This window comes from Streptomyces sp. NPDC029296 (genome assembly GCF_055569255.1).
Window position 1 is genome coordinate 40,343 of sequence record NZ_JBVHXT010000052.1, and the last position, 23,295, is coordinate 63,637.

The window sequence follows — 23,295 nt, forward strand, 5'->3', positions numbered from 1 at the left end:
GTCAGGCTCCCTTCCCCGGGCGGCGCCCGGTCGGCTGTGTCACCCGGTCGAGCATCAGGCCCAGGCAGACGATGGCGGCGCCGGCCACCAGGCCGGTGGCCAGGTCGCCCTGGGCGAGGCCGAAGGCGACGTCGTAGCCGAGGGCGCCGCCGCCGACCAGGCCGCCGATGATGACGACGGCGAGGACCAGGACCACGCCCTGGTTGACGGCGAGCAGCAGTGCGCGCCGGGCGAGCGGGAGCTGCACCTGCCACAGCTGCTGCCGTCCGGTCGCGCCGAGCGAGCGCGCGGACTCCAGGGCGGCCGGGTCGACCTGGCGCAGGCCCTGCGCGGTGATCCGGACGACGGCCGGGAGGGCGTAGACGACGGCCGCGGCGACGGCGGGGGCGCGGCCGACGCCGAACAGGGCGACGACCGGGATCAGGTACACGAACTGCGGCATCGTCTGGAGGACGTCCAGGACCGGGCGCAGGGCGCGGTCGACGCGGTCGCTGCGGGCCGCGGCGATGCCGGTGGCGAGGCCCAGTACGAGGGTGACGGCGACGGCGGCCAGCACCTGGGAGAGGGTGTCGAGCGACGGCTCCCACACGCCGAGCACGCCGATCGCGGCCATGGCGAGGACGGCGGTGAGCGCGGTGCGCCAGGTGCCGATCAGCCAGGACAGGGCGGCGACCACGAGCAGCACCGACCACCAGGGCATGCCCTGGAGTCCGGCGCGGACGGGGTCCAGGACCCAGGTGGTGAAGCGGCCCGCCCAGTCGGCGGTGCCGCCGACGACCGGGATGCCGGAGTAGAGGTGGTCGGTCATCCAGTCGACGGCCCGGTTGACCCCTTGGGCGATGTCCAGGGTCCGGCCGGCGGGCCAGTCGGAGGCGCCGAGCAGCCGGGCGGCGAGGGCGGCGGCGACGGTGCCGGCCAGGGTGGCGGCCCAGCCGGTGATCCCCGGGCGGCCGGTGGCCCGCGGACGGGCGGTGTCGTCGCCCGCCGCTCCGGTGAGCCGGTCCAGCACGATCGCGAGCAGCACGAGCGGGATGCCGGCGGCGAGGGCGGCGCCCACGTCGACCGAGGCGAGCGCCTGGTAGACGCGGTCGCCGAGGCCGCCGGCGCCGATGACGGCCGCGATGACGGCCATGGACAGCGCCATCATGATCGTCTGGTTGAGGCCGAGCAGCAGCTCCTCACGGGCCAGCGGGATACGGGCGGTCAGCAGCCGCTGGCGGCGGGTGGCGCCGAGCGACTCCACGGCCTCCAGGACTTCGGGGTCGGCCCCGCGCAGCCCGAGCGCGGTGAGGCGGGCCATCGGCGGGGCGGCGTAGACGACGGTGGCGAGGACGGCCGCGGGCACGCCGATGCCGAAGACCAGGACGACGGGGAGGAGATAGGCGAAGGCCGGGAGCACCTGCATGGTGTCCAGGACCGGGCGCAGGGCGCGGTCGAGCCGGTCGGAGAGGCCGGCGGCGACGCCGAGGAGCGCGCCGACGGCGACGGAGGCGAGGACCGCCACGACCATCAGGGCGAGGGTCTGCATGGTCGGCACCCACATGCCGAGCGCGCCGCAGGCCAGGAGGGCGAGGGCCGTGCCGGCGGCCAGGCGCGGGCCGGCCAGCCGCCAGGCGAGCAGGGCGCCGAAGGCGGTGACACCGGCCCAGCCCGCGGCGAGGAGGGTGAGGTAGACGGCGCGTACGGCGATGACGACCGCGTTGCTGAGGTGGCCGAGGAAGTACAGGAACAGGGGGTGGCTGTCCCGGTTGTCGATGACCCAGTCGCTGGCGGAGGCGAGCGGCTTGTCGAGGCTGACGGTCAGCGAGTGGGGCCAGGTTCCGTTGCCCCAGCGGTGCAGGACGGGCAGGAGGACGGCGGTGAGGAGGGCGAGCAGGAGGAGCTTGGCCGCGGCCCGGTTCTTCAGGAGGCGGGGGGCCTTGGTTCTGGCGGTCGGGAGACTGAGCGTTGCCATCAGACGGCCTCCGGGGTGGCGCCGGCCGCGGTGGCGCCGTCGGTCGTCGCGGGGGTGGCGGACGTCGTCGCGGTGGGGGCCGCGGGCCGGGTGCCGGGGGTGACGCCCGCCACGACGCCGAGCAGCCGGTCGTGGTCGACCACGCCCAGGCAGCGGCCCTGGTCCATCACCCGCGCCGGGGTGCCCGCCCGGGCCACCGCCTCGATGGCCTCGGCGACCGTGGCCTCGGGGCGCAGGGCCGGGCCGCCCGCGGCGTCCCCGGGGGACGCGGGGCGCATGGCCGTACGGCAGGTCAGGACCTGTTCGCGGGGGACGTCGCGGACGAACTCGCGGACGTAGTCGTCGGCCGGGGAGCCGACGATCTCCTCGGGGGTACCGAGCTGGACCACACGGCCGTCGCGCATCAGGGCGATGCGGTCGCCGAGCTTCAGGGCCTCGCTCAAGTCGTGGGTGATGAAGACCATCGTGCGGCCCTCCTCCCGGTGCAGGCGGGTGACCTCGTCCTGCATGTCCCGGCGGATGAGCGGGTCCAGCGCGCTGAAGGGCTCGTCGAAGAGCAGCACCTCGGGGTCCACGGCCAGCGCCCGGGCCAGCCCCACCCGCTGCCGCTGACCGCCGGACAGCTGGCCGGGGCGGCGCCTCTCCATGCCGGCCAGGCCGACCTTGGCGACGAACTCGGCGGCGCGTTCCCGGCGTTCGGACCGGCCGACGCCCTGGATCTCCAGTCCGTAGGCGACGTTGTCGAGGACCGTGCGGTGCGGGAGCAGCCCGAAGTGCTGGAAGACCATCGCGGCCCGGTGCCGGCGCAGCTCGCGCAGCCGGGAGGTGTCCATCGCGCGGACGTCCTCGCCGTCGATGGCGATGGTGCCGGCCGTCGGCTCGATCAGCCGGGTCAGACAGCGGACCAGGGTGGACTTGCCGGAGCCGGACAGGCCCATGACGACGAAGACCTCGCCCTTGCGGACGTCGAAGGAGACGTCCCGGACGGCGGCGGTGCAGCCGGTGCGGGCACGGAGTTCGGCGGCGGGCAGGGCGCTGAGTTCCGGGTCGGCCGGGACACGCTCGGGCCTGGGTCCGAAGACCTTCCACAGGTGCGACACCGAGAAGACGGGGTCGCCCGTGGTGGGCGGCTTGCGGGTGGGGACGGTGAGGGTCATCGCAGGTCACCTCCGATCAGGTCGACGGCCTTCTCCCCGACCATGAGCACCGCGATCATCGGGTTGACTGCGGTCATGGCCGGGAAGACGGACGCGTCGGCGATGCGGATGCCGTCGAGACCGCGGATGCGCAGCTCGGGGTCCACGACGGCGAGTTCGTCGTCGGCGGCGCCCATCTTGCAGGTGCCCGCCGGGTGGTAGACGGTGTGGGCGGCCTTGCGGGCGTACTCGCTCAGCTCGGCGTCGCCGGTGATCTCCGGGCCGGGGCACACCTCGCGCTTGAGCCAGCCGGCCAGCGGCTCGGCCTTGGCGATCTCGCGGGCGATGCGGATGCCGTCGACCAGGGTCCGGGCGTCGTAGTCGTCCTCGTCGGTGAAGTAGCGGAAGTCGAGGGCCGGCTTGACGTCGGGGTCCGCGCTGGTCAGGTACAGGCGGCCGCGGCTCTTGGGCTTGGGGATGTTCGGGGTCATGGAGACGCCGGACTCGGGCCGCCGGTAGCCGAGGCGCTCCGGGTTGTCGGTGAACGGGATCTGGTAGAAGTGGAACATCAGGTCCGGGCCGGCGTGCTCCGGGTCGCGGCGCACGAACAGGCCCGCGTCGGAGTCCATCGCCGAGTTCTCCGGGATCGGGCCGTGGGTCTCCCAGACGATGACCGACTCGGGGTGGTCGAGCAGGTTCTCGCCGACGCCCGGCAGGTCGTGCACGACGGGGATGCCGAGCGCTTCCAGGTCGGCCCGGGGGCCGATGCCGGAGTGGAGCAGCAGGCGCGGGGAGTCGACGGCGCCCGCGCACAGCACGACTTCCTCGCGGGCGCGGATCAGCAGCTCCGTGCCGTCCTTGGTGCGCACCCGCACGCCCTCGGCGCGGGTGCCGTCCAGCTCCAGCCGGTACGCCCAGGTCTCCAGCAGGATCGTCAGGTTGGGGCGCTCGTCCATCACCGGGTGGAGGTAGGCGACGGAGGCGGAGGAGCGCTTGTTGTCCTCGGGGTGGTAGGCGAGGTCGAAGAAGCCGGCGCCCTCGGTGAACGGCGCCCGGTTGAAGCCCTCGATGCGGGGTACCCCGAGTGCCGCCCGGGCCGCGTCGACGAAGTCGCGGGCGATGGCGTTCCGGTCCTTCTCGTCGACGGTGACGATGTTGTTCTTCAGGCGGGCGAAGTAGGCCTCCATGGGGACGGCGCCCCAGCCCTTGGCGCCGGCGGCCTCCCACTCGTCCCAGTCGGACGGCAGGGGCTTGAAGGAGATCAGGGTGTTGTGCGAGGAGCAGCCGCCGAGGACGCGGGCGCGGCTGTGCCGGATGTGGGAGTTGCCGCGCGGCTGCTCCACCGTCGGGTAGTCGTAGTCGAGTTCGCCGCCGAGCAGGCCCATCCAGCGGCGCAGGGTGAGGACGTCGTCGCGGCCGACGTCGCTCGGGCCGCCCTCGATGACGGCGACGGTGACGTCGGGGTTCTCGGTGAGGCGGGAGGCGATGACGGAGCCCGCCGTGCCGCCGCCGATGACGACGTAGTCGTAGACGTGGGGGGTGGTGTCGGACATGGGGGTACTACTCCAGGGACTCGGACTCGGTCTCGGTGCGGAGAGCTGAAGAAGGGCCGGCCGGCGGGCCGAGGGGGCAGCCCGTGGGCCGGAGGGGGCAGCCGGTGGGCCGAGGGCGTCAGCCGGCGAACCAGCGCACGGGCTTCGGCGCGAGGTTCTCGTAGACGTGCTTGGTCTCGCGGTACTCGGCGAGTCCGGCGGGGCCCAGCTCGCGGCCGGTGCCGCTCCTGCCGAAGCCGCCCCACTCCGCCTGCGGCAGATAGGGGTGGAAGTCGTTGATCCAGACGGTGCCGTGGCGCAGCCGGGACGCCACCCTGCGGGCCTTCGCGGTGTCCGCGCTCCAGACCGCGCCGGCCAGGCCGTACTCGGTGTCGTTGGCGAGCCGGACGGCCTCCTCCTCGGTGCGGAACGTCTCGACGGTGAGGACCGGGCCGAACACCTCCTCGCGGACGACGCGCATCTCGCGGTGGCAGTGGTCGAGGACGGTCGGCTCGTAGAACCAGCCGGACGCGGGGCGGTCGGGGGACGGCTCGGGCCGCTTGCCGCCGCAGCGCAGGACGGCACCCTCTTCGAGGGCGGAGGCGACGTACGCCTCGACCTTGGCGCGCTGCCGCTCGGAGACGAGCGGGCCGCACTCGACGCCGTCGACGGTGCCGCGGCCGAGCCTGATCTTCCGGGCGCGGCGGGCCAGTTCGGTGACGAAGCGGTCCCGGACGGACTCCTCGACGATGAGCCGGGCGCCGGCCGAGCAGACCTGGCCGCTGTGGATGAAGGCCGCGTTGAGGGCCTGGTCCACGGCGGTGTCGAAGCCCTCCTCGGTGGCGCAGGCGTCGGCGAAGACGACGTTCGGGTTCTTGCCGCCGAGTTCGAGGGCGACCTTCTTGACGGTGGGCGCGGCGGCCTGGGCGACCTTGACGCCGCTGGCCAGGCCGCCGGTGAAGGAGACCAGGTCGACGTCGGGGTGTTCGGCGAGCCGGGCGCCGACGGTTGGGCCGGGGCCGGTGACGAGGTTCGCCACGCCCGCGGGCAGGCCCGCCTCGGCCAGCAGGCCGATCAGCGCGATGGTGGTCATCGGGGTGATCTCGCTCGGCTTGACCACGAAGGTGTTGCCGGCCGCGAGCGCCGGGGCGATCTTCCAGCTGGCCTGGAGCAGCGGGTAGTTCCAGGGGGTGATCAGCGCGCAGACGCCGACCGGCTCGTGGACGACCACGCTGTGGATGCCGGGCGAACCCGCGTCGACCACCCGGCCGGGAGCCTCGGCGGCGACCAGGTCGGCGAAGTAGCGGAAGGCGTCGGCGACGCAGTCGATGTCGACGCGGCCCTCCTCGACGGTCTTGCCGGCGTCCCGGCTCTCCAGCAGGCCGAGTTCCTCGCGGTCGCGCTGGAGGAGGGCGGCGACGCGGCGCAGCAGCGCGGCGCGTTCGGCGACCGGGGTGCGGGGCCAGGGGCCGCGGTCGAAGGCGCGCCGGGCGGCGGCCACCGCGCGGTCGGCGTCCTTCTCGTCCCCCTCGGCGACCACGGCGAACGGCCGGGCGTCCGCCGGGTCGAGGACCTCCCGGGTCGCGCCGGAGGCCGCCGCGAGCCACGCGCCGTCCGCGTGGATGGTCGCCCGGGGCTGTCGTTCCGTTCTGTCCGCCATGTTCGGTGTCGCCTTCCGTTCCTGTTCCGTGCCCCTGTGTCACACGCGGGTCACTCTCGGGGACCGTCGCCGCCTTCCCAGGGCCCCGGCGGGGCATGCGGAATCCGTGGCCGAACGTGCGCGGGGTCACGGAAAACGGTGGGCATAACGGAGGGAAACGGAAGGCCGGCGCAGGTCAGCCGGTCACCGGCCGCGCCGCCAGCAGCTCCCGTACGCAGTCGCGCAGCCAGGCGTGGGCCGGGTCGGCGTCGTGGCGCGGGTGCCAGGCGAAGCCCACCCGCATCGCCGGCAGCGCGAGCGGGATCTCGAAGACGACCAGCCCGAGGGCGTCGGCCAGCGGGCGGCCCCACTCGGTGATCAGACCGACGAGGTCGGTCTCGCGCAGCACGAACAGCGAGGCCGGGTAGCTGCCGACGCTGCCCACCACCCGGCGCCGCAGACCGAGCGCGGCGAGGGCGTCGTCGATCGGGCCGTGCTGCCGGCCGCGCCGGGAGACGCTGATGCGCCCCGCCGCCCCGGCGAACCGCTCGGGCGTCAGCGCGCCGTCCAGCAACGGGTGGCCGGACCGTACGACGCGCGCACACGCCCTACCCGCTGTACGCCTGCTGGCTGCTGGTCATCTCGGCGGGCACGGGCCTGGCCATGCCCGCGCTCACCCTGGGCGTCGTGGTGTCCCTGCCCGCGCACCGGGCGGGTCTCGGCTCCGGTCTCGGCACCTCGGCCCGCGAGATCGGCGCCGCCCTCGGGGTCGCCGTCGCCGGCACCGCGCTGGCGTCCCACTCCGACTTCGCGGCCGGCATGGGCCCGGCGCTGCGGATGGTGGGCCTGACGGCCCTGGTGGCCACGGCCGCGGTCGTCACCGGCTACCGCGACCCCGGCCGCCCGTCCCCGACGGCCCCGGCAGCCCCGACGGCGACGCGGGAGCCGGTCGCCTGAAGCGTCCAGCGGGCCGCGCGCGTCGCGTCCCCCGGTCGTCCGAACCGTTCGGCCGGCACCGGGCGTCGTACCCGGTACGAGCCCCGATCGAGAGGACCCGCCGTGCGCCGTATCCCCGCCTGCGTGCTGACCGACGCGGCCCCGCCCCGGGTGACCGGCGGGCACGCGCCGGACCGCTATGTGGAGATCGGCTCCCTCACGAAGGCGTTGACCGGCACGTTGCTCGCCCGGCTGGCGGAGGCGGGCGTGGCCGGGCTCGACGACCCCGTCGAACGGTGGCTGCCGGCGCCTTTGGGCACCGGCATCACCCTGCTGCACCTGGCCCGGCACACCTCGGGTCTCCCCCGGCTGCCGCCCGGCCTCGCGGGCCGGGACCCGTACGCGGGTTTCGGCCCGGCGGAGCTGGCGCGGCTGGTCCGCGGCCTGGACACCGTCGCCGTACGCCCGCCGGGGGACGAGGAGTACTCCAACCTCGGCTACGCCGTCCTCGGCGCCGCCCTGGCCGCCGCGGGCGGGGCCGGCTACGAAGAACTGCTGGAGGCGTACGTCCTGCGGCCGGCGGGCGTCACCGAGGTGACCGCCCGCCCGGCGCCCGGGCGACGGCTGACGGCGCCCGGGCTGTGGCCGGGAACGCGGCGCAGGCCCTGGACGATGGACGGGGCGATCCTCCCGGCGGGCGGCCTGTGGGCGACTCCGCGCGCGGTCGCCGCGCTCGTCGTGGCGCTGCTGGTGGACCGGCGGCTGGGCGAACCGGCCGTGGGCTGGCAGTCGGCGGGAGCACTGACCTGGCACAACGGCGCCACCCGGGACGCGTCCGTGTTCGCCGGGGCGATGGCGGACGGGCGGTGGGCCGTGGTGCACCGGCTGGGCGGGCGGGCGGAGGACACCGACCGGGCCGGGATCGCACCGCTGCGGCGGGCGTAGGGCCGCATACGACGAGGTCCCCTCCCGCGGAAGCGGGAGGGGACCTCGTGTGTGGAGCGCCGGGCAGGCCTTGCACCTGCATCTCCCCGCAGGAAGCGGGGCGTCTTTCCTTGGACCACCAACGCACAGTCGGCTTCCGGGAGTTCCGGTGGCCGGTGTGTGATCGACTATAGCCCACACCGGCCGCCGGAGTCACATCCGGACGCTCAGATGAGGCCGAGGCCGCGGACCGCGTCGCGCTCCTCCGCCAGCTCCTTGACGGAGGCGTCGATGCGGGCGCGGGAGAACTCGTTGATGTCCAGGCCCTGGACGATCTCGTACTTGCCGTCCTTGCAGGTGACCGGGAAGGAGGAGATCAGGCCCTCCGGGACGCCGTAGGAGCCGTCCGACGGGATGCCCATGGAGGTCCAGTCGCCCTCGGCGGTGCCGTTGACCCAGGTGTGGACGTGGTCGATCGCGGCGTTGGCGGCGGAGGCGGCCGACGAGGCGCCACGGGCCTCGATGATCGCGGCACCGCGCTTGGCGACGGTCGGGATGAAGTCCTCGGCCAGCCACTTCTCGTCGTTCACGACCTCGGCGGCGTTCTTGCCGGCGACGGTGGCGTGGAAGATGTCCGGGTACTGGGTGGCGGAGTGGTTGCCCCAGATGGTCAGGCGCTTGATGTCGGAGACCGAGCTGCCCGTCTTCTTCGCGAGCTGGGTCAGCGCGCGGTTGTGGTCCAGGCGGGTCATCGCGGTGAAGCGCTCGGCCGGGACGTCCGGCGCGGCGGCCTGCGCGATGAGCGCGTTGGTGTTGGCCGGGTTGCCGACGACGAGCACCTTGATGTCGTCCGCCGCGTGGTCGTTGATGGCCTTGCCCTGGGGCTTGAAGATGCCGCCGTTGGCCTCCAGCAGGTCACCGCGCTCCATGCCCTTGGTACGCGGGCGGGCGCCCACCAGCAGGGCCACGTTGGCACCGTCGAACGCCACGTTCGGGTCGTCGGTGATGTCGATGCCCTTGAGCAGCGGGAAGGCGCAGTCGTCCAGCTCCATCGCCGTGCCCTCGGCGGCCTTGAGCGCCGGCGTGATCTCCAGGAGGCGCAGCCGGACCGGCACGTCCGCGCCGAGCAGCTGGCCGGAGGCGATGCGGAAGAGCAGGGCGTAACCGATCTGGCCGGCCGCGCCGGTGACGGTGACGTTCACGGGAGTGCGGGTCATGGCGTTCTCCGTATGACAGCTGGCGGTGGGGCGTCCCTGCCCCGGGCGGATGATCGATCTCTTGGTATCAAGAGAGATCAGCGGACAGGCTATCGCTCATCCGGCATGCGAGACGTCCGGGGCCGTGTGGCTCACCCCACAAGGGGACCAGTGGGGACGTAACGCCTGGCCGGCGGGGCGGGGGAACGCGAACGGCGGCCGTCCGCCGTCCGGGAGAGGTGGGACGGCGGCGGCCGCCGGTGGGGGCCGGAGTTCCGGACTCCCGTGGGGGTACGGTTCGCGTGCCCAGGATCCGGCGCCCTATGCGCGTCTACCGGAATTCTTCACTCCGTGCAGCCGGTCTGGCCCGAGGCGAGGGTGGCGCAGGCCCTGGCCTGGGCCGGGTTCCGTACGGCGACCATCGGGGTGTACCCGATGGTGTCCCCCACGGCGGTGATGTCACCCGTCTGCCGTTCCTTGCCCGCGCTGACCCGCACGGTGTCACCGGGCACGCCGCTGGTGATCCGGCCCCAGACGGTCCCGCAGACCTTGCTGTAGCGGACCTCCAGGGTGGTGGTGCCCACGGTGGCGGTCTTTGCGGTGGTCACCAGGTCGCCGCCGCAGCCCATGGCCTCGGCGTCCTTGCCGGTGCAGTCGGAGCCGGCGCACTTGACGCCGGGGGGCGGGCTGGGGTGGGCGGAGGCCGACGGGGAGGGCTTGGCCTCGTTCCCGGCCTTGCCGTCGCCGTCGCGGTGGGTGAAGTAGAAGACCCCGGCGATGAGGGCGAGCACGCCGATCAGTCCCGCGAAGAACATCACCACCTGCTGCCGCCGCGCGGACCACCCCTGCCCCGGCCCGGTCTGCCCCCCTCCGGGAGTACGGGCCGGACCGGACGGCGTACCCAGGGGGCGGGTCGCGTCGGGGGCGGGCGGGGTGCCGAGGGCGCCGACGGGCATGCCGGGGGTTCCGGCGGGGATGTTGAGGAAGTTGGCGGGAGTGCCGAACGGGCCCGCCGAGGTACCCGAAGGGCCGCCGGGGGCGGCCGGCGGACCGGCGGGCTTGCCGAGGGGGCCGGAGGGGGCGGCCGCCGGGGTTCCGTCGGGCCGGGCGCCCGGACGCGCGCTCGCCTGCGACGGGCCCCGGTAGCCGGCCAGGCCCCAGGAGTTCTTGACGGGCGTACCGGTGTCGCCGGCCACCGCGCCGGAACCACCACCGGCCGCACCCGCGCCCCCGCGACTCGCCGAGCCCTCACCGCCGTCACCCGTCGCGCCGGTACCGGAACCGCCCCGGCCGTCCGAGGCCACGCCACCCGCCGGACGCGTACCGGCACGGCCACCGGCCGCCGCGCCACCGGCGACCGTGCCGCCGTCACTCACCGCCCCGGAACCGGAACCACCCCGGCCGTCCGAGGCCACGCCACCCACCGGACGCGTACCGGCACGGCCACCGGCCGCCGCGCCACCGGCGACCGTGCCGCCGTCGCCCGCCGCACCGGAACCGGAACCACCCCGGCCGTCCGAGGCCGCGCCCCTGCCGCTCGTCGAACCGTCCGCCGCCGTACGGTCGCGGGGGTCGGTGTCCGGGTCCGTCGGCTGGGAGGGGATGGCCGGCGAGACCCAGCCGGGACCGGAACTTCCCGGCACGTCGGCGGTACCGGTGCCAGGGCCCTGTCCGGGTCCCTTGCCCGTGCCGGTCCCCTTGCCGAACCCCTTTCCGCCGCCCTGCCCGGCACCTTCGCCGAACCCCTTTCCGCCGCCCTGCCCGGCACCTTCGCCGGGCCCCTTGCCGACGCCGAGCCCGGCGTCCTCGCCCACGCCCTGCCCGGTGCTCGCGCCGAGCCCCTTGCCCGCGGTCTTTCCGACGGTCTTCCCGGCGGTCGTCCCGGCGGTCGTCCCGGCAGCAGGCCCGGTGTCCTCGTCGGCGGGCTTCCGGTTGTTCCGCCCCTCCGCTATCCGCAGCGCCTGCATCGTGCTGCCGTCCCGCAGTTCCGCCCGGCTCCAGGCGCGTTCGGCCCGCTCCCACAGGGTGGTCAGCGGGCCCGGGTCGGTGCCGGTGGCCTCCGCGAGGGCGATGACCGCACCCTTGGGCGCCAGCAGCCGGCCGCCCAGGTACCGGTCCCAGGACGTCGCGCCGTAGCCCGTCCGGTCGGCCAGTGCCGCGACGCTCAGACCACCACGGTCCACCAGTTGCCGCAACCCGACGGTGAACTCCGTGATCTGCGGGTCCAGATCGTCCGGCAAGGCTGTCCATCGAGGCATGGGTTCCCCCTCTTCCCCCGGTCGTGCTGTCGATCTCAAGCGTCCCCGCCACCCACAGGGATGCGTTGCCCAAGGATTCCAGTTCCCGGGGCCGGACGCACACGACGGGTGGCCGGCGTCGGGCCACCACCTCGGCGAGGCCGGGACGGCAGGTGGCCCGCGTCCCCGGGGGGAAGGCGGGCCACCTGCCGTACGGCGCACGCTACTTGGTGAGCGTGAAGTGCAGGATGTCCTTCAGGAAGGGCAGCTTCAGCAGCGGGTCGGGCTGGATCATCAGCGCCAGCAGGAAGATCGCCAGGCCCAGGACGCCGTAGGTGGCGATGTCCGTGAAGCGGGAGCGTACGGCGAGCATGCCGACGTCGGGCAGCATCCACCGCAGCACCGCGCCGCCCAGCAGGGCGAGACCGATGATCAGCGTCCCCGCGCGGAACGCGTCCAGCGCGGTCACCAGCAGACCGAGCGCGACCAGGCCGACGACGGTGAGCAGCGGCCACTGCCGGGCGGGCGCCGGAGCGCCGCCGGGCGCCGCCCGGCCGCCGCCCTCGGGGCGGGCGGTGTCCCGGGTGAAGAGCGGGAAGCGGCGGGTGACGCGGCGCGGGCGCCCCGTGGCGTCCGGGGCGCTGATCGCGTCGCGCACCGTGGGTTCCGCGTGCCCGCGGGCGTCCTCAGCCGGCACTGCGCTCCGCCGCCTCGACCACGTTGACCAGCAGCTGGGCCCGGGTCATCGGGCCGACGCCGCCGGGGTTCGGGGAGATCCAGCCGGCCACCTCGGTGACGTCCGGGTGCACGTCACCGACGATCTTGCCCTCTGCGTTGCGGGAGACGCCGACGTCCAGGACGGCCGCGCCCGGCTTGACGTCCTCGGCGCGGATCAGGTGCGGGGAGCCGGCCGCCGCGACGATGATGTCGGCGCGCTTGAGGTGGGCGGACAGGTCACGGGTGCCCGTGTGGCACTGGGTGACGGTGGCGTTCTCGCTGCGCCGGCTGAGCAGCAGCGGCATCGGGCGGCCGATGGTGACACCGCGGCCGACGACCACGACCTCGGCGCCCTTGATCTCCACGCCGTGGCGGCGCAGCAGGGTGAGGATGCCGTTGGGGGTGCAGGGCAGCGGGGCGGGCTCGTTCAGGACCAGCCGGCCGAGGTTCATCGGGTGCAGGCCGTCGGCGTCCTTGGCCGGGTCCATCAGTTCCAGGATGCGGTTCTCGTCGATGCCCCGGGGCAGCGGGAGCTGGACGATGTAGCCCGTGCAGGCCGGGTCCTCGTTCAGCTCGCGGACGACCGCCTCGATCTCCTCCTGGGTGGCGGTGGCGGGCAGTTCGCGCTGGATGGAGGCGATGCCCACCTGGGCACAGTCGCGGTGCTTGCCGGCGACGTACTTCTGGCTGCCGGGGTCGTCCCCGACCAGGATCGTGCCGAGGCCGGGCGTGACGCCCTTCTCCTTCAGCGCCGCCACGCGGGCGGTCAGATCGGACTTGATCGCGGCTGCGGTGGCCTTGCCATCGAGAATCTGGGCGGTCATGTCCCCATCCTCGCGGATGACCCGCTCCCGGTTCCAATCCGGGTGTCACGGCTTGATCGTTGATGTTGCACTTGCACAACACATGAGGTCACCGGCTGGACAAATTTCGCCCCTTGCCATGACGATGATCGGCGCAATACCGCGGTCTGGTGGGGGGCAAACCGCTCAGTTCCTGACGTTCCTCCGTGCCTTCCGCGCCGTCCCCGAAGTGTTAACAGAGGAATTCGGTCATGAGTTACGGCTCGCCCAACCCCGGCTACGGCCCGCCCCAGGAGCCCCAGCAGCCCTACGGCTACCCGCAGCAGGGGCAGCCCGGTTACGGCTACCCGCAGGCGCCCGGCATGCCCCAGGGCGGTTACGGCTACCCGCAGGCCCCGGGCTTTCCGGGCGGCCCGGCTCCGCGCGTGGCCTCGATGGGCCGCCGCTGCGGTGCCCGTCTGATCGACGCCGTCGTCTTCGGCGTGATCTACGGCATCCTGACCGTGGCCGGTGTCGCCGGCCTCGTCGGCGAGGCCAAGAAGTGCGACACGTCGGCGGCCGACTACCAGAGCTGCATCGACAACGCCAGCTCGAACTTCGCCAGCGGGATAGCCGCGGCCATCGGCGTCATGGCGGTGATCGGCCTGGTCTACGAGTGGCTGATGACCGGCCTGGTCGGCGCGACCCTCGGCAAGCTGGCCGTCGGCATCCGGGTGGTCAAGGTCGAGGACGGCCAGAAGCCGGGCCTCGGCAAGTCGTTCATCCGCTGGATCATCCCCATCGTGGGCAGCTTCGCCTGCGGAATCGGCCAGTTGGTCGTCTACCTGTCCCCGTTCTGGGACAAGTCCGGCCGCCAGCAGGGCTGGCACGACAAGGCCGCGAGCACCATGGTCGTCCAGAACTGACCGTACGCACCGCGAAGAAGCCGTGCGCCCGTGCGGGCGCACGGCTTCACGCGTCTTCCCGCCCGCCGGCCGCGACGGGCGGGAACACGCCGAGGCGCGGGGCTCAGTGGAAGAAGTGGCGCGTGCCCGTGAAGTACATGGTCACGCCCGCCTGCTTGGCGGCCTCCACGACCTGCTCGTCCCGGATCGAGCCGCCCGGCTGGACGATCGCCCGGACGCCGGCGTCGATCAGGATCTGCGGGCCGTCGGGGAAGGGGAAGAAGGCGTCGGAGGCCGCGTAGGCGCCCCGGGCCCGCTCCTCGCCCGCCCGCTCGACGGCCAGCTTGCAGGAGTCGACGCGGTTGACCTGGCCCATGCCGACGCCGACCGACGCGCCGTCCTTGGCGAGCAGGATCGCGTTGGACTTCACCGCGCGGCAGGCCTTCCAGGCGAAGGCCAGCTCCTTCAGCTCCGCCTCGGAGAGCGCCTCGCCACTGGCCAGCGTCCAGTGGGCGGGGTCGTCGCCGTCGGCCTGGAGCCGGTCGGTGACCTGGAGCAGCACACCACCGTCGATGTGCTTGGCCTCGCCCGCGTTCGCGGGCGCGCCCGGGGCCTTCAGCACGCGGATGTTCTTCTTCTTGGCGAGGGCCTCCAGCGCGCCCTCCTCGTAGTCCGGCGCGACGATGACCTCGGTGAAGATCTCGGCGACCTGCTCGGCCATCTCCTTGCTGACCGGCCGGTTCACGGCGATCACACCGCCGTACGCGGAGACCGGGTCGCAGGCGTGCGCCTTGCGGTGCGCCTCGGCGACGTCCGCGCCGACCGCGATGCCGCAGGGGTTGGCGTGCTTGATGATCGCGACGCAGGGCTCGTCGTGGTCGTACGCGGCACGGCGGGCGGCGTCCGTGTCCGTGTAGTTGTTGTACGACATCTCCTTGCCGTGCAGCTGCTCGGCCTCGGCGAGACCGCCGGTGCCGTCCACGTACAGGGCGGCGTCCTGGTGCGGGTTCTCGCCGTAGCGCAGGGTGGCCTTGCGCGTGTAGGTGGTGCCCGTGAAGTCCGGGAAGCGGGAGTCGTCGAGGGGGGCGTAGGCCGCGGCGAACCAGGAGGAGACCGCGAGGTCGTACTCCGCGGTGTGCCGGAACGCCTCGGCGGCCAGCCGCTTGCGGGCGGCGAGGTCGAAGCCGCCGTCCTTGACCGCGGCGAGGACGTCGGCGTACCGCTCCGGGCTGGTCACCACGGCCACGGACGGGTGGTTCTTGGCGGCGGCGCGCACCATCGAGGGGCCGCCGATGTCGATCTGCTCCACGCACTCGTCGGGCGAGGCACCGGAGTCGACGGTCTCGCGGAACGGGTAGAGGTTGACGACCACCAGGTCGAACGGCTCCACGCCCAGCTCGGCAAGCTGCGTGCGGTGGCTGTCCAGGCGCAGGTCGGCGAGGATGCCCGCGTGCACCTTCGGGTGCAGGGTCTTCACCCGGCCGTTCAGGCACTCGGGGAAGCCGGTCAGCTCCTCGACCTTGGTGACGGGGACGCCGGCGGCGGCGATCCGGCCTGCCGTGGAGCCGGTGGAGACCAGTTCCACACCGGCCTCGTGCAGCCCGCGGGCCAGCTCCTCCAGGCCGGTCTTGTCGTAGACGCTGACGAGCGCGCGTCGGATCGCCCGCTTGTTGCTCTCGGCGGTCACTGGATAACTACCTTTCGTCCCTCAATGCGATAGCCGTGGCGGGCGAGCCGCCCCACGACCTCGACGAGCAGCCTTCGCTCGACTTCCTTGATGCGCTCGTGCAGCGCGCTCTCGTCGTCCTCGTCCCGGATCTCGACCACGCCCTGGGCGATGATCGGGCCGGTGTCGACACCGTCGTCGACGAAGTGGACGGTGCAGCCGGTCACCTTGGCGCCGTACGCGAGCGCGTCACGGACGCCGTGGGCGCCGGGAAAACTGGGGAGCAGGGCGGGGTGGGTGTTGACGAAGCGTCCGCCGAACCGGGCCAGGAACTCCTTGCCGACGATCTTCATGAACCCGGCGGAGACCACGAGGTCGGGCTCGTACGCGGCGACGGCCTCGGCGAGGGCGGCGTCCCACTCCTCGCGGGTGCCGTGGTCCTTGACCTTTCGCACGAAGGTGGCGATGCCGGCGCGCTCGGCCCGGGCCAGCCCTTCGATGCCCTCGCGGTCGGCGCCCACGGCCACGACCCGGGCGCCGTACGCCTCGGGGCCGGCGGCGGCGATCCCGTCCAGCAGCGCCTGCAGATTGGTGCCGGAGCCGGAGACCAGCACGACGAGGCGCTTGACTGCCGGGCCGGCGGAGGTGGCGGCCACGATGGGGCCCTTTCTCGGGTTGCGATCCGTGTTCGGCCGGTTTGTACGGTCGTACGAATGCTTCGCGCTCCCGGATACGGGGAAGTCTACGAAGCGGCCGGCCGTCAGCAACGATACCGGCACTCCGGACGGGCCCCTCGGGACGGGTGCCCGGCCGGACGGTAGCGTTCGCGGGGAATCACGAGAGAGCAGCCTCGGGAACGCGGTCGTCGTGCGGTGCGTTCACGGGGAGGAAGCTCACGACGGAACTGCCGTAGTCACCTAGGGGAAGACGCTCTTTTGATGCCCGATCGCAGCCTGCGACACCTCACGTTCCCGCCGCGCCCGGCCCAGGGAGGCGAGCGGGGCGCCGCACTGCTGAGGGAGCGTCCGTCCTCCCCGCCCGCCCCCACGCCCGGGGGCGGGGGCGACGGCTCCGGTCAGGGCGGTCCCGGCGGTTCGGGACACGGTGGGCACGGCGGGTACGGCGGCTCCGGGCACGGCGGATCCGGCCAGGGTCCCGGTGGCTCCGGGCAGGGCCCCGGTGGCGATGGCTCCGGGCAGGGCGGCGGACGGCAGGACGACAATCCGTTCGCGCCGCCGCCGGAGGGCACTCCGGACCGGCCCTGGCGCCCGCGGGATCCGGGTGGTTCCGGGAGTGCGCAGGGAGCGGGCGGGCCGGGGCAGGGTTCCGGTGCCGGGCAGCAGGGCCAAGGGCACGGCTATGCCCCGTGGCCGGGCGCCGGTGCGGGGCAGGGTCCCGGGCCGGGTTCCGGTCCCGAGGGCGGGGCGCCCTGGGGCAGTCAGTGGAGCGACCGGCAGCCCGGCCGCTCCCCCGGCGGCTTCGGCGAGCGGCCGGGCGGCGGACCACAGGGGCCCGGCGGACCGACCGGTCCCGGCATGCGCTGGGACCCGCGGGATCCGGCCCAGCGGCGTGCGCGGTACGCCCTGCTGTCCGGCATGTGGGCGGTCTTCTTCGCCCTGTTCAGCTGGCCGTACGTGGCCCTGCTGCTGGGTGCGCTGTCCCTGTACTGGGGCAGCAGCGCGCTGCGCGCCAAGCCGCCCGCGCCGGCCCCGGACGCCCCGGCCGGCCCGACGCCCCCGACCGGCCGGCCCCAGCGGACGTGGGCCGTCGCCGGGCTGGTCACGGCGTCCCTGGCGCTGATCCTGGTGGCCTCGTCCTTCACCGTCCAGCTGGTCTACCGCGACTACTACACCTGCGTCGGCGACGCCCTGACCCACGAGGCCAGACAGTCCTGCGAGACCCTGCTCCCGCACCAGCTGCGGGACATCCTGGGCGACCAGAACGACTGAGCCCGGCTCCCGGCCGGGCGCCGGGGCACGGGTACCGGCGACTTGGGCCGGGCGGACGGACCGGCAGGGTCACCCGTCCGGGGGTCGCGGGCGAGGGCCGGGCGGGCCGGGGCACACGGCTCCGGCCTGCCGCGACCGGGACCGGGCGGCCCGGCAGCGCGGCCGTGGCCGGCCGGGGCATGACGCCGGCCGCCCCGAGGCCGGGGTCCGGCCGGTGTGCAGGGGTGGACGGGCGGCCGTGTCCCGCTCCTCACTCCGAGGAGTGCGTCCGGGTGCCGGGGTGGGGCTCCGGGGCGGTGGGCGGATGCCCGGGCGGCTCCGCGGGTGACGGCTCGGCGGCCGGTGCGGGGGCGGAGTCCGACGCGGCCTGTCTCAGGGCCGCCCAGCGGGAGACACGGGCCATGTCGTCGTGCCAGTCGCCTGCGCGGGACTCGGCGAACGGCGTCGGGAACGGGTCCTCGGCGGGGAGGAAGTCGTAGAGGTCCTCCTCGGCGGCCTCGGCCGCGGCCTCCGCCCGCCCCGGCACCCTCCGCCCGCCCCGGCCCCACCGCCTGGCCCCGGACACGGTCGGGTCGGCTCCGGCGCCCCCGTGCGCGGCCCCCACGGTTCCGGCGGCGCCCGGGCCCGGTTCCGGCGGCTCTCCCCTGTCCGATGTCTCCCCGGCCGCCCCCTGCTCCGCCGAGACCGGGGACGCGCCGGCGACCGTGCCGCTTCCCCTCTCCCCCGGCGCCGGGTCCCCGCCGGGTCCCGGATGCCGGCCGCGCAGCAGCCGCCAGGCCCGGGCGAGGAGGGCCGTCGGCAGCGCGAACGCCGAGGTCCAGACCGCCGCCGCGCCCCCGGCGCGCACCCACGGCGGGCCGAGGCGGGACAGCGCGGCCACGCCCAGCGGTCCGCCGGCGAGCGCGGTCAGCACGGCGACGGCCGCCGCGCAGACCACCGCCGTCAGCAGCACCACCCCGGCCGTCTGGACGGCCGTCCAGCGGGCCCGGGCCGGCTCCCCGGGGCCCGGTCGCCGTACCGCCGCCCGCGCCACGAACCACCCCGCCGTCATCGCGGCCACCGCCGGCACCAGCCCCGCCGCCCAGTTCTGCGGCGCACCGGCCCCCGGTTCCGGCACCGCTGCCAGCAGCGGGAACGGCGGCAGCAGCGGGGCGGGGTCGGAAGCGAAGGGGTTGACCAGGTGTCCGTCGCCGAGGGCGAAGCCGGGGCCGAGGGCGTAGGACGCGGCCCACAGCGCGGCGTTGGGGATCAGCGCGATGGCGAGCAGCAGGACGGCGAACCGGCCCGTCCAGCCCTCCGCCAGCTGGAGGAAGGACACCCGCACCGACGCGCCGTGCCACACCAGTGACACCCCGACCAGCAGGGCCCCGCCGCCGAGGAGCACCGCCGTGGCGGCACCGGCGGCCCGTGCCGCCGCGCCCAGCCGGGCCGGCTCGTCCCCGCCGAACACCAGCCGCCGCACCCGTCCCGGCAGCACCGCGAGCACGCGCAGCACGGGCTCGGACGGGTGGCCGTGGGCCGACCACACCCCGGCGCCGGCCGCGCTCGCCACCACCGCCGGCAGGCACACCGTCAGCCAGCCCCAGTGCGGGCGCGGTTCGCCGCCGGCGCAGTACAGCGCCGCGGCGACGCCGACGCCCAGATAGCCGAGGACCACGCCCGTCCACGCCGTGCGCGCGGGCACCGGTGGCGGGCCGTCCGGTTCGGCGGGCGCGTCGGTGGCGTCCCGGGCCGCCCGGTACAGCAGCCACACCGGCAGGGCGAGCAGCAGCAGCGGGGTGACGCCGACGGGCATGGGGGCGCCGGACAGCGTGTCGGCGCGGACCAGTTCGACGCCGTGCGCCAGCAGCCACAGACCGGCGGCGACGTGCAGCGCACCGGCCGGTCCGCTGTCGGGGTACGGCGAGCTGACCCACAGCACCATCACGAGCACCGCCAGCGAGCCGAGGCCCAGACCGGCCGCGACGGCCCCGGCCAGCAGGCTCGCGGCCAGTCCGGGCGAGTGGTCGCGCAGCCGGGAGAGCGCGGGCGACGACGACGAAGGGCGAACGGTCATCCGGATCACGCACGCCATGCTCCCAACGACACGCGCTTTCCCGGTGTAACGGGCGAACACCCGATGTGTCGCCCATCATATGTTTATGTTCTTTTTCGTACGAAAGGGTGCATGGTGACGACGCAGACCACCGCCGGCCCGCCACCGCCGGGCAACCGCCGACGCCTGCGCCGGTCCCGGCCGCTGACGCCGGTTCAGAAGACGCCCGGCCGGACGGGCCCGGACACCACGGACACGGATGCGGAGCAACGGACCGGCGTACCGTCCGACCGACCTGCGCAGTTGACGCCCGCTCAAGCCTTCGACGCCCTCTACGCCTTCTGCGCCCCCGCCCTCGTACGCCAGACCTATCTGCTCACCGGGCGCCGGGAGCTGGCCCGCGAGGCGGTGGAGCGGGCCTTCCAGCTGGCCTGGCAGCGCTGGCCGGACGTGGCCCGGGACCGGGATCCGGCCGGGTGGGTGCGGGCGGTGGCGTACGACTGCGCGCTCTCCCCCTGGCACCGGTTCCGGCCCCGCCACCGGTCCCCGGAACCCCCGCCCGCCGAACCGGCCGACCGGGAACTGCTGCACGCGTTGCTCACGCTGCCGCCGGCCTACCGGCGCACACTCGTCCTGTACGACGGTGTGGGGCTCGATCTGCCGGAGACGGCGGCGGAGACGGAGGCGAGCACCCCGGCCGCCGCGAGCCGGCTGACCCATGCGCGCGAGGCGGTGGCCGCACGGCTGCCGGAGCTGGCCGATCCCGCCGCGCTCCACCGCCGCCTGCTCGAACTGGCCTCGGCCGAACGGCTGAGCGCGGCCCGGCCGACACACGTACGGACCGGCGGTGAGCGCCGGAACGTCTTCTGGACCCGGGCGGCCATCGCCTTCACGGTCACGATCGTCGGCGCGACGACGCTCACGCTGCGCACGGCGCCGACCCGGTACGAGCCGCCGATCGCCCCGGCGCGGGCGGTACGGGGGGTACCGGCGGCGGGCGGAATGGGTCCGCTGTCCCAGGAGCAGCGCGCCCTGCGGGAGAAGCTGGCCGGAACGGAAACCAACGGCCCGCAACGCCTGGCCCCACAGCCTCGGTGAGGACGGCGGCCGGCGCGGCGGCATGCCGTGGCGCGGCAAAACGTCGGCAGGCCCGTCCCGGTGAGGGGACGGGCCTGCCGAGGCGGTGCTAAGCCGTTCAGGCCGAGAGGATCTCCCGGGCCAGCTTCGCCGTCTCGGTCGGGGTCTTGCCGACCTTGACGCCGGCGGCCTCCAGGGCCTCCTTCTTGGCCTGCGCGGTACCGGAGGAGCCGGAGACGATGGCGCCGGCGTGACCCATGGTCTTGCCCTCCGGCGCGGTGAAGCCCGCGACGTAGCCGACGACCGGCTTGGTCACGTTCTCCTTGATGAACGCCGCGGCACGCTCCTCGGCGTCGCCGCCGATCTCACCGATCATCACGATGAGGTCGGTCTCCGGGTCGTCCTGGAACGCGGCCAGGGCGTCGATGTGGGTGGTGCCGATGATCGGGTCGCCACCGATGCCGACGGCCGTGGAGAAGCCGATGTCGCGCAGCTCGTACATCATCTGGTACGTCAGCGTGCCCGACTTCGACACCAGGCCGATGCGGCCCGGCTTGGTGATGTCGCCCGGGATGATGCCGACGTTCGACTGGCCCGGGGTGATGATGCCGGGGCAGTTCGGGCCGATGATGCGGGTCTTGTTGCCCTTCTTGCCGGCGTACGCCCAGAACGCGGCCGTGTCGTGCACGGCGATGCCCTCGGTGATGACGACGGCCAGCGGGATCTCGGCGTCGATGGCCTCGACGACCGCGTCCTTGGTGAACTTCTCCGGCACGAAGATGACGGAGACGTTGGCGCCGGTGGCCTCGATGGCCTCCTTGACGGTGCCGAAGACGGGTACCTCGGTGCCGTCGAAGTCCACGGTCTGACCCGCCTTGCGCGGGTTCACGCCGCCCACGACGTTCGTGCCGTCACCGAGCATGAGCTTGGTGTGCTTCATGCCGGTGGCGCCGGTCATGCCCTGGACGATGACCTTGCTGTCCTTGTTGAGCCAGATAGCCATGGTGGTGTGAGTCCTCGTCCTCGTACTTACTTGGCGGCGGCCAGCTCGGCGGCCTTGTCGGCCGCGCCGTCCATGGTGTCGACGCGCTGCACCAGCGGGTGGTTGGCGTCCGTGAGGATCTTCCGGCCCAGCTCGGCGTTGTTGCCGTCGAGGCGGACGACGAGCGGCTTCTCGACCTTCTCGCCGCGGTCCTCCAGGAGCTTCAGGGCCTGCACGATGCCGTTGGCGACCTCGTCGCAGGCGGTGATGCCGCCGAAGACGTTCACGAAGACGGACTTCACGTCCGGGTCGCCCAGGATGATCTCCAGGCCGTTCGCCATCACCTGGGCGGAGGCGCCGCCGCCGATGTCCAGGAAGTTGGCGGGCTTGACGCCACCGTGCTTCTCACCGGCGTACGCGACGACGTCCAGGGTGCTCATGACGAGACCGGCGCCGTTGCCGATGATGCCGACCTCGCCCTCGAGCTTGACGTAGTTGAGGCCCTTCTCCTTGGCAGCCGCCTCGAGCGGGTTGGCGGCGGCCTTGTCGTGCAGCTCGTCCCAGTCGTGACGGAACTCGGCGTTGTCGTCCAGCGACACCTTGCCGTCCAGGGCGATGACCTCGCCGGAGGCGACCTTCGCCAGCGGGTTGACCTCGACCAGGAGGGCGTCCGACTTGATGAAGGTGTCCCACAGCCTGACCAGGACGTTCGCGACCTTGTCCGCGACCTCGGCCGGGAACTTGGCGGCCTCGACGATCTCGCGGGCCTTGGCCTCGTCCACACCGTCGATCGGGTCGATCGGGGTCTTGGCGACGGCCTCCGGACGGGTGGCCGCCACCTCCTCGATCTCCATGCCGCCCTCGACGGAGGCGATGGAGAGGAAGGTGCGGTTGGCGCGGTCGAGGAGGAAGGAGACGTAGTACTCCTCGACGATCTCCGGAGCGGTCTCGGCGATCATGACCTTGTGGACCATGTGGCCCTTGATGTCCATGCCGAGGATGTCCGTCGCGCGGGCAACGGCCTCGTCCGGGGTGGCGGCCAGCTTCACGCCACCGGCCTTACCGCGGCCACCGACCTTCACCTGCGCCTTGACGACGGACTTGCCGCCGAGCCGCTCGGTGATCTCGCGCGCCGCCTCAGGCGTGTCGATGACTTCACCGGCCAGCACCGGTACATCGTGCTTGGCGAAGAGGTCCCTCGCCTGGTACTCGAACAGGTCCACGCGCTTCCGTCCCTATCAGTGATCTCGCGGTTCGTTGGATGCGTGGGCGTGCCGCGAAGGGCAACGTGACGTCCGCTTGTCACAAGGGAGGCGCACACGGTGTCCGAGCGCGCGGCATGTCCGTCTCGCAGGTTATCGCCGCTTGCGGGGGCTCCCTAAATCGAGGGTCACACACGCGCGGTGATACCTGTCACATGATGCCGCATTCCCTGGCACGGGGTGCCGTCGTATGGGTGTCGTTGCGTGTCCGCGGGTGATCTGCGCGGTCTCACCGGGCGCGGACGGGCCCGGTGAGACGCGCGCCGCCGCGGGGGGGGGGGGGGGGGGGGGGGGGGGGGGGGGGGGGGGGGGGGGGGGAGGGGGGGGGGGGGGAGGGGGGGGGGCGTCTTAGCCCCCCCCCGGTGA

At 74.0% G+C, this 23,295-nt stretch carries 18 protein-coding genes and 1 pseudogene; 5 read left to right on the forward strand and 14 right to left on the reverse strand.

Going from position 1 to position 23,295, the window contains the following annotated elements:
• Position 1: 1 nt before the first annotated feature.
• The 5 genes and pseudogenes from ACZ4W9_RS34715 to ACZ4W9_RS34735 form a co-directional block, all read right to left on the reverse strand.
• A complete protein-coding gene (locus tag ACZ4W9_RS34715) occupies positions 2-1,954 on the reverse strand; it encodes an ABC transporter permease (protein ID WP_467942471.1) in 1,953 nt (650 codons plus the stop codon).
• On the reverse strand, positions 1,954-3,111 hold the full coding sequence (locus tag ACZ4W9_RS34720) for a quaternary amine ABC transporter ATP-binding protein (protein WP_467942472.1): 1,158 nt from the start codon (positions 3,109-3,111) through the stop codon (positions 1,954-1,956). Before ACZ4W9_RS34720 ends, ACZ4W9_RS34715 begins: the two co-directional genes overlap by 1 nt.
• Positions 3,108-4,643, reverse strand: a complete 1,536-nt coding sequence (locus tag ACZ4W9_RS34725) for a GMC family oxidoreductase (RefSeq protein ID WP_467942473.1) — start codon at positions 4,641-4,643, stop codon at positions 3,108-3,110. The genes ACZ4W9_RS34720 and ACZ4W9_RS34725 overlap by 4 nt, the downstream gene beginning before the upstream one ends.
• 118 nt (positions 4,644-4,761) lie before the next feature.
• On the reverse strand, positions 4,762-6,282 hold the full coding sequence (locus tag ACZ4W9_RS34730; RefSeq protein WP_467942475.1) for an aldehyde dehydrogenase family protein: 1,521 nt from the start codon (positions 6,280-6,282) through the stop codon (positions 4,762-4,764).
• A gap of 175 nt (positions 6,283-6,457) precedes the next feature.
• Positions 6,458-6,856: pseudogene (locus ACZ4W9_RS34735) on the reverse strand (LysR substrate-binding domain-containing protein); the annotation flags it as partial.
• Between the two features lie 68 nt (positions 6,857-6,924).
• Here ACZ4W9_RS34735 and ACZ4W9_RS34740 point away from each other — a divergent pair.
• Both ACZ4W9_RS34740 and ACZ4W9_RS34745 read left to right on the forward strand, forming a co-directional pair.
• Entirely contained in the window at positions 6,925-7,218 is a 294-nt protein-coding gene (locus tag ACZ4W9_RS34740; RefSeq protein ID WP_467942476.1) for a hypothetical protein, read from the forward strand.
• A 102-nt stretch (positions 7,219-7,320) separates the two neighbouring features.
• The gene (locus tag ACZ4W9_RS34745) at positions 7,321-8,142 is read left to right on the forward strand and encodes a serine hydrolase domain-containing protein (protein ID WP_467942477.1); all 822 of its coding nucleotides are present in this window, start codon (positions 7,321-7,323) and stop codon (positions 8,140-8,142) included.
• A 206-nt stretch (positions 8,143-8,348) separates the two neighbouring features.
• Here the strand turns inward: ACZ4W9_RS34745 and ACZ4W9_RS34750 are convergent, their stop codons facing one another.
• From ACZ4W9_RS34750 to ACZ4W9_RS34765, 4 genes are all read right to left on the reverse strand, one after another.
• Positions 8,349-9,338, reverse strand: a complete 990-nt coding sequence (locus ACZ4W9_RS34750; RefSeq protein ID WP_467942479.1) for a malate dehydrogenase — start codon at positions 9,336-9,338, stop codon at positions 8,349-8,351.
• Positions 9,339-9,661: 323 nt separating this feature from the next.
• Positions 9,662-11,575, reverse strand: coding sequence for a helix-turn-helix domain-containing protein (locus tag ACZ4W9_RS34755; RefSeq protein WP_467942481.1), 1,914 nt, complete (start codon positions 11,573-11,575; stop codon positions 9,662-9,664).
• A gap of 202 nt (positions 11,576-11,777) precedes the next feature.
• Entirely contained in the window at positions 11,778-12,251 is a 474-nt protein-coding gene (locus ACZ4W9_RS34760; protein ID WP_467942482.1) for a DUF3017 domain-containing protein, read from the reverse strand.
• On the reverse strand, positions 12,241-13,095 hold the full coding sequence (locus ACZ4W9_RS34765) for a bifunctional methylenetetrahydrofolate dehydrogenase/methenyltetrahydrofolate cyclohydrolase (RefSeq protein ID WP_467942483.1): 855 nt from the start codon (positions 13,093-13,095) through the stop codon (positions 12,241-12,243). Before ACZ4W9_RS34765 ends, ACZ4W9_RS34760 begins: the two co-directional genes overlap by 11 nt.
• A gap of 230 nt (positions 13,096-13,325) precedes the next feature.
• Between ACZ4W9_RS34765 and ACZ4W9_RS34770 the strand changes: the two genes are divergently transcribed.
• Positions 13,326-13,979 carry an RDD family protein gene (locus ACZ4W9_RS34770; protein ID WP_467942485.1) on the forward strand — a complete coding sequence of 218 codons (654 nt, stop codon included), beginning with the start codon at positions 13,326-13,328 and terminating at the stop codon, positions 13,977-13,979.
• Positions 13,980-14,082: 103 nt separating this feature from the next.
• On the opposite strand, the gene purH is transcribed toward ACZ4W9_RS34770, so the two are convergent.
• Both purH and purN read right to left on the reverse strand, forming a co-directional pair.
• Positions 14,083-15,645, reverse strand: coding sequence for a bifunctional phosphoribosylaminoimidazolecarboxamide formyltransferase/IMP cyclohydrolase (gene purH, locus ACZ4W9_RS34775; protein WP_467942486.1), 1,563 nt, complete (start codon positions 15,643-15,645; stop codon positions 14,083-14,085).
• A complete protein-coding gene (gene purN / locus ACZ4W9_RS34780; RefSeq protein WP_467942487.1) occupies positions 15,642-16,280 on the reverse strand; it encodes a phosphoribosylglycinamide formyltransferase in 639 nt (212 codons plus the stop codon). The genes purH and purN overlap by 4 nt, the downstream gene beginning before the upstream one ends.
• A gap of 282 nt (positions 16,281-16,562) precedes the next feature.
• Here purN and ACZ4W9_RS34785 point away from each other — a divergent pair, with 282 nt between their 5' ends.
• Positions 16,563-17,573, forward strand: coding sequence for a hypothetical protein (locus ACZ4W9_RS34785; protein WP_467942489.1), 1,011 nt, complete (start codon positions 16,563-16,565; stop codon positions 17,571-17,573).
• 250 nt (positions 17,574-17,823) lie between these two features.
• Here ACZ4W9_RS34785 and ACZ4W9_RS34790 read toward each other — a convergent pair whose 3' ends face one another.
• Positions 17,824-19,629, reverse strand: a complete 1,806-nt coding sequence (locus ACZ4W9_RS34790; protein WP_467942490.1) for a cell division protein PerM — start codon at positions 19,627-19,629, stop codon at positions 17,824-17,826.
• A 111-nt stretch (positions 19,630-19,740) separates the two neighbouring features.
• Between ACZ4W9_RS34790 and ACZ4W9_RS34795 the strand changes: the two genes are divergently transcribed.
• A complete protein-coding gene (locus tag ACZ4W9_RS34795) occupies positions 19,741-20,706 on the forward strand; it encodes an RNA polymerase sigma factor (RefSeq protein ID WP_467942491.1) in 966 nt (321 codons plus the stop codon).
• Between the two features lie 97 nt (positions 20,707-20,803).
• Here ACZ4W9_RS34795 and sucD read toward each other — a convergent pair whose 3' ends face one another.
• Both sucD and sucC read right to left on the reverse strand, forming a co-directional pair.
• Positions 20,804-21,688 carry a succinate--CoA ligase subunit alpha gene (gene sucD / locus ACZ4W9_RS34800; protein WP_318201812.1) on the reverse strand — a complete coding sequence of 295 codons (885 nt, stop codon included), beginning with the start codon at positions 21,686-21,688 and terminating at the stop codon, positions 20,804-20,806.
• A gap of 26 nt (positions 21,689-21,714) precedes the next feature.
• On the reverse strand, positions 21,715-22,890 hold the full coding sequence (gene sucC, locus ACZ4W9_RS34805; protein WP_467942493.1) for an ADP-forming succinate--CoA ligase subunit beta: 1,176 nt from the start codon (positions 22,888-22,890) through the stop codon (positions 21,715-21,717).
• Between the last annotated feature and the right edge of the window lie 405 nt (positions 22,891-23,295).

Excerpts from the sequence above, each read along its gene's own strand:
- ACZ4W9_RS34790 (WP_467942490.1), bottom strand. The coding sequence starts at position 19,629 with ATGACCGTTCGCCCTTCGTCGTCGTCGCCCGCGCTCTCCCGGCTGCGC.
- sucD (WP_318201812.1), bottom strand. The coding sequence starts at position 21,688 with ATGGCTATCTGGCTCAACAAGGACAGCAAGGTCATCGTCCAGGGCATG.
- ACZ4W9_RS34765 (WP_467942483.1), bottom strand. The coding sequence starts at position 13,095 with ATGACCGCCCAGATTCTCGATGGCAAGGCCACCGCAGCCGCGATCAAG.
- ACZ4W9_RS34770 (WP_467942485.1), top strand. The coding sequence starts at position 13,326 with ATGAGTTACGGCTCGCCCAACCCCGGCTACGGCCCGCCCCAGGAGCCC.
- ACZ4W9_RS34720 (WP_467942472.1), bottom strand. The coding sequence starts at position 3,111 with ATGACCCTCACCGTCCCCACCCGCAAGCCGCCCACCACGGGCGACCCC.
- ACZ4W9_RS34755 (WP_467942481.1), bottom strand. The coding sequence starts at position 11,575 with ATGCCTCGATGGACAGCCTTGCCGGACGATCTGGACCCGCAGATCACG.
- ACZ4W9_RS34750 (WP_467942479.1), bottom strand. The coding sequence starts at position 9,338 with ATGACCCGCACTCCCGTGAACGTCACCGTCACCGGCGCGGCCGGCCAG.
- ACZ4W9_RS34795 (WP_467942491.1), top strand. The coding sequence starts at position 19,741 with ATGGTGACGACGCAGACCACCGCCGGCCCGCCACCGCCGGGCAACCGC.
- ACZ4W9_RS34730 (WP_467942475.1), bottom strand. The coding sequence starts at position 6,282 with ATGGCGGACAGAACGGAACGACAGCCCCGGGCGACCATCCACGCGGAC.
- ACZ4W9_RS34740 (WP_467942476.1), top strand. The coding sequence starts at position 6,925 with ATGCCCGCGCTCACCCTGGGCGTCGTGGTGTCCCTGCCCGCGCACCGG.
- ACZ4W9_RS34715 (WP_467942471.1), bottom strand. The coding sequence starts at position 1,954 with ATGGCAACGCTCAGTCTCCCGACCGCCAGAACCAAGGCCCCCCGCCTC.
- ACZ4W9_RS34725 (WP_467942473.1), bottom strand. The coding sequence starts at position 4,643 with ATGTCCGACACCACCCCCCACGTCTACGACTACGTCGTCATCGGCGGC.
- ACZ4W9_RS34785 (WP_467942489.1), top strand. The coding sequence starts at position 16,563 with ATGCCCGATCGCAGCCTGCGACACCTCACGTTCCCGCCGCGCCCGGCC.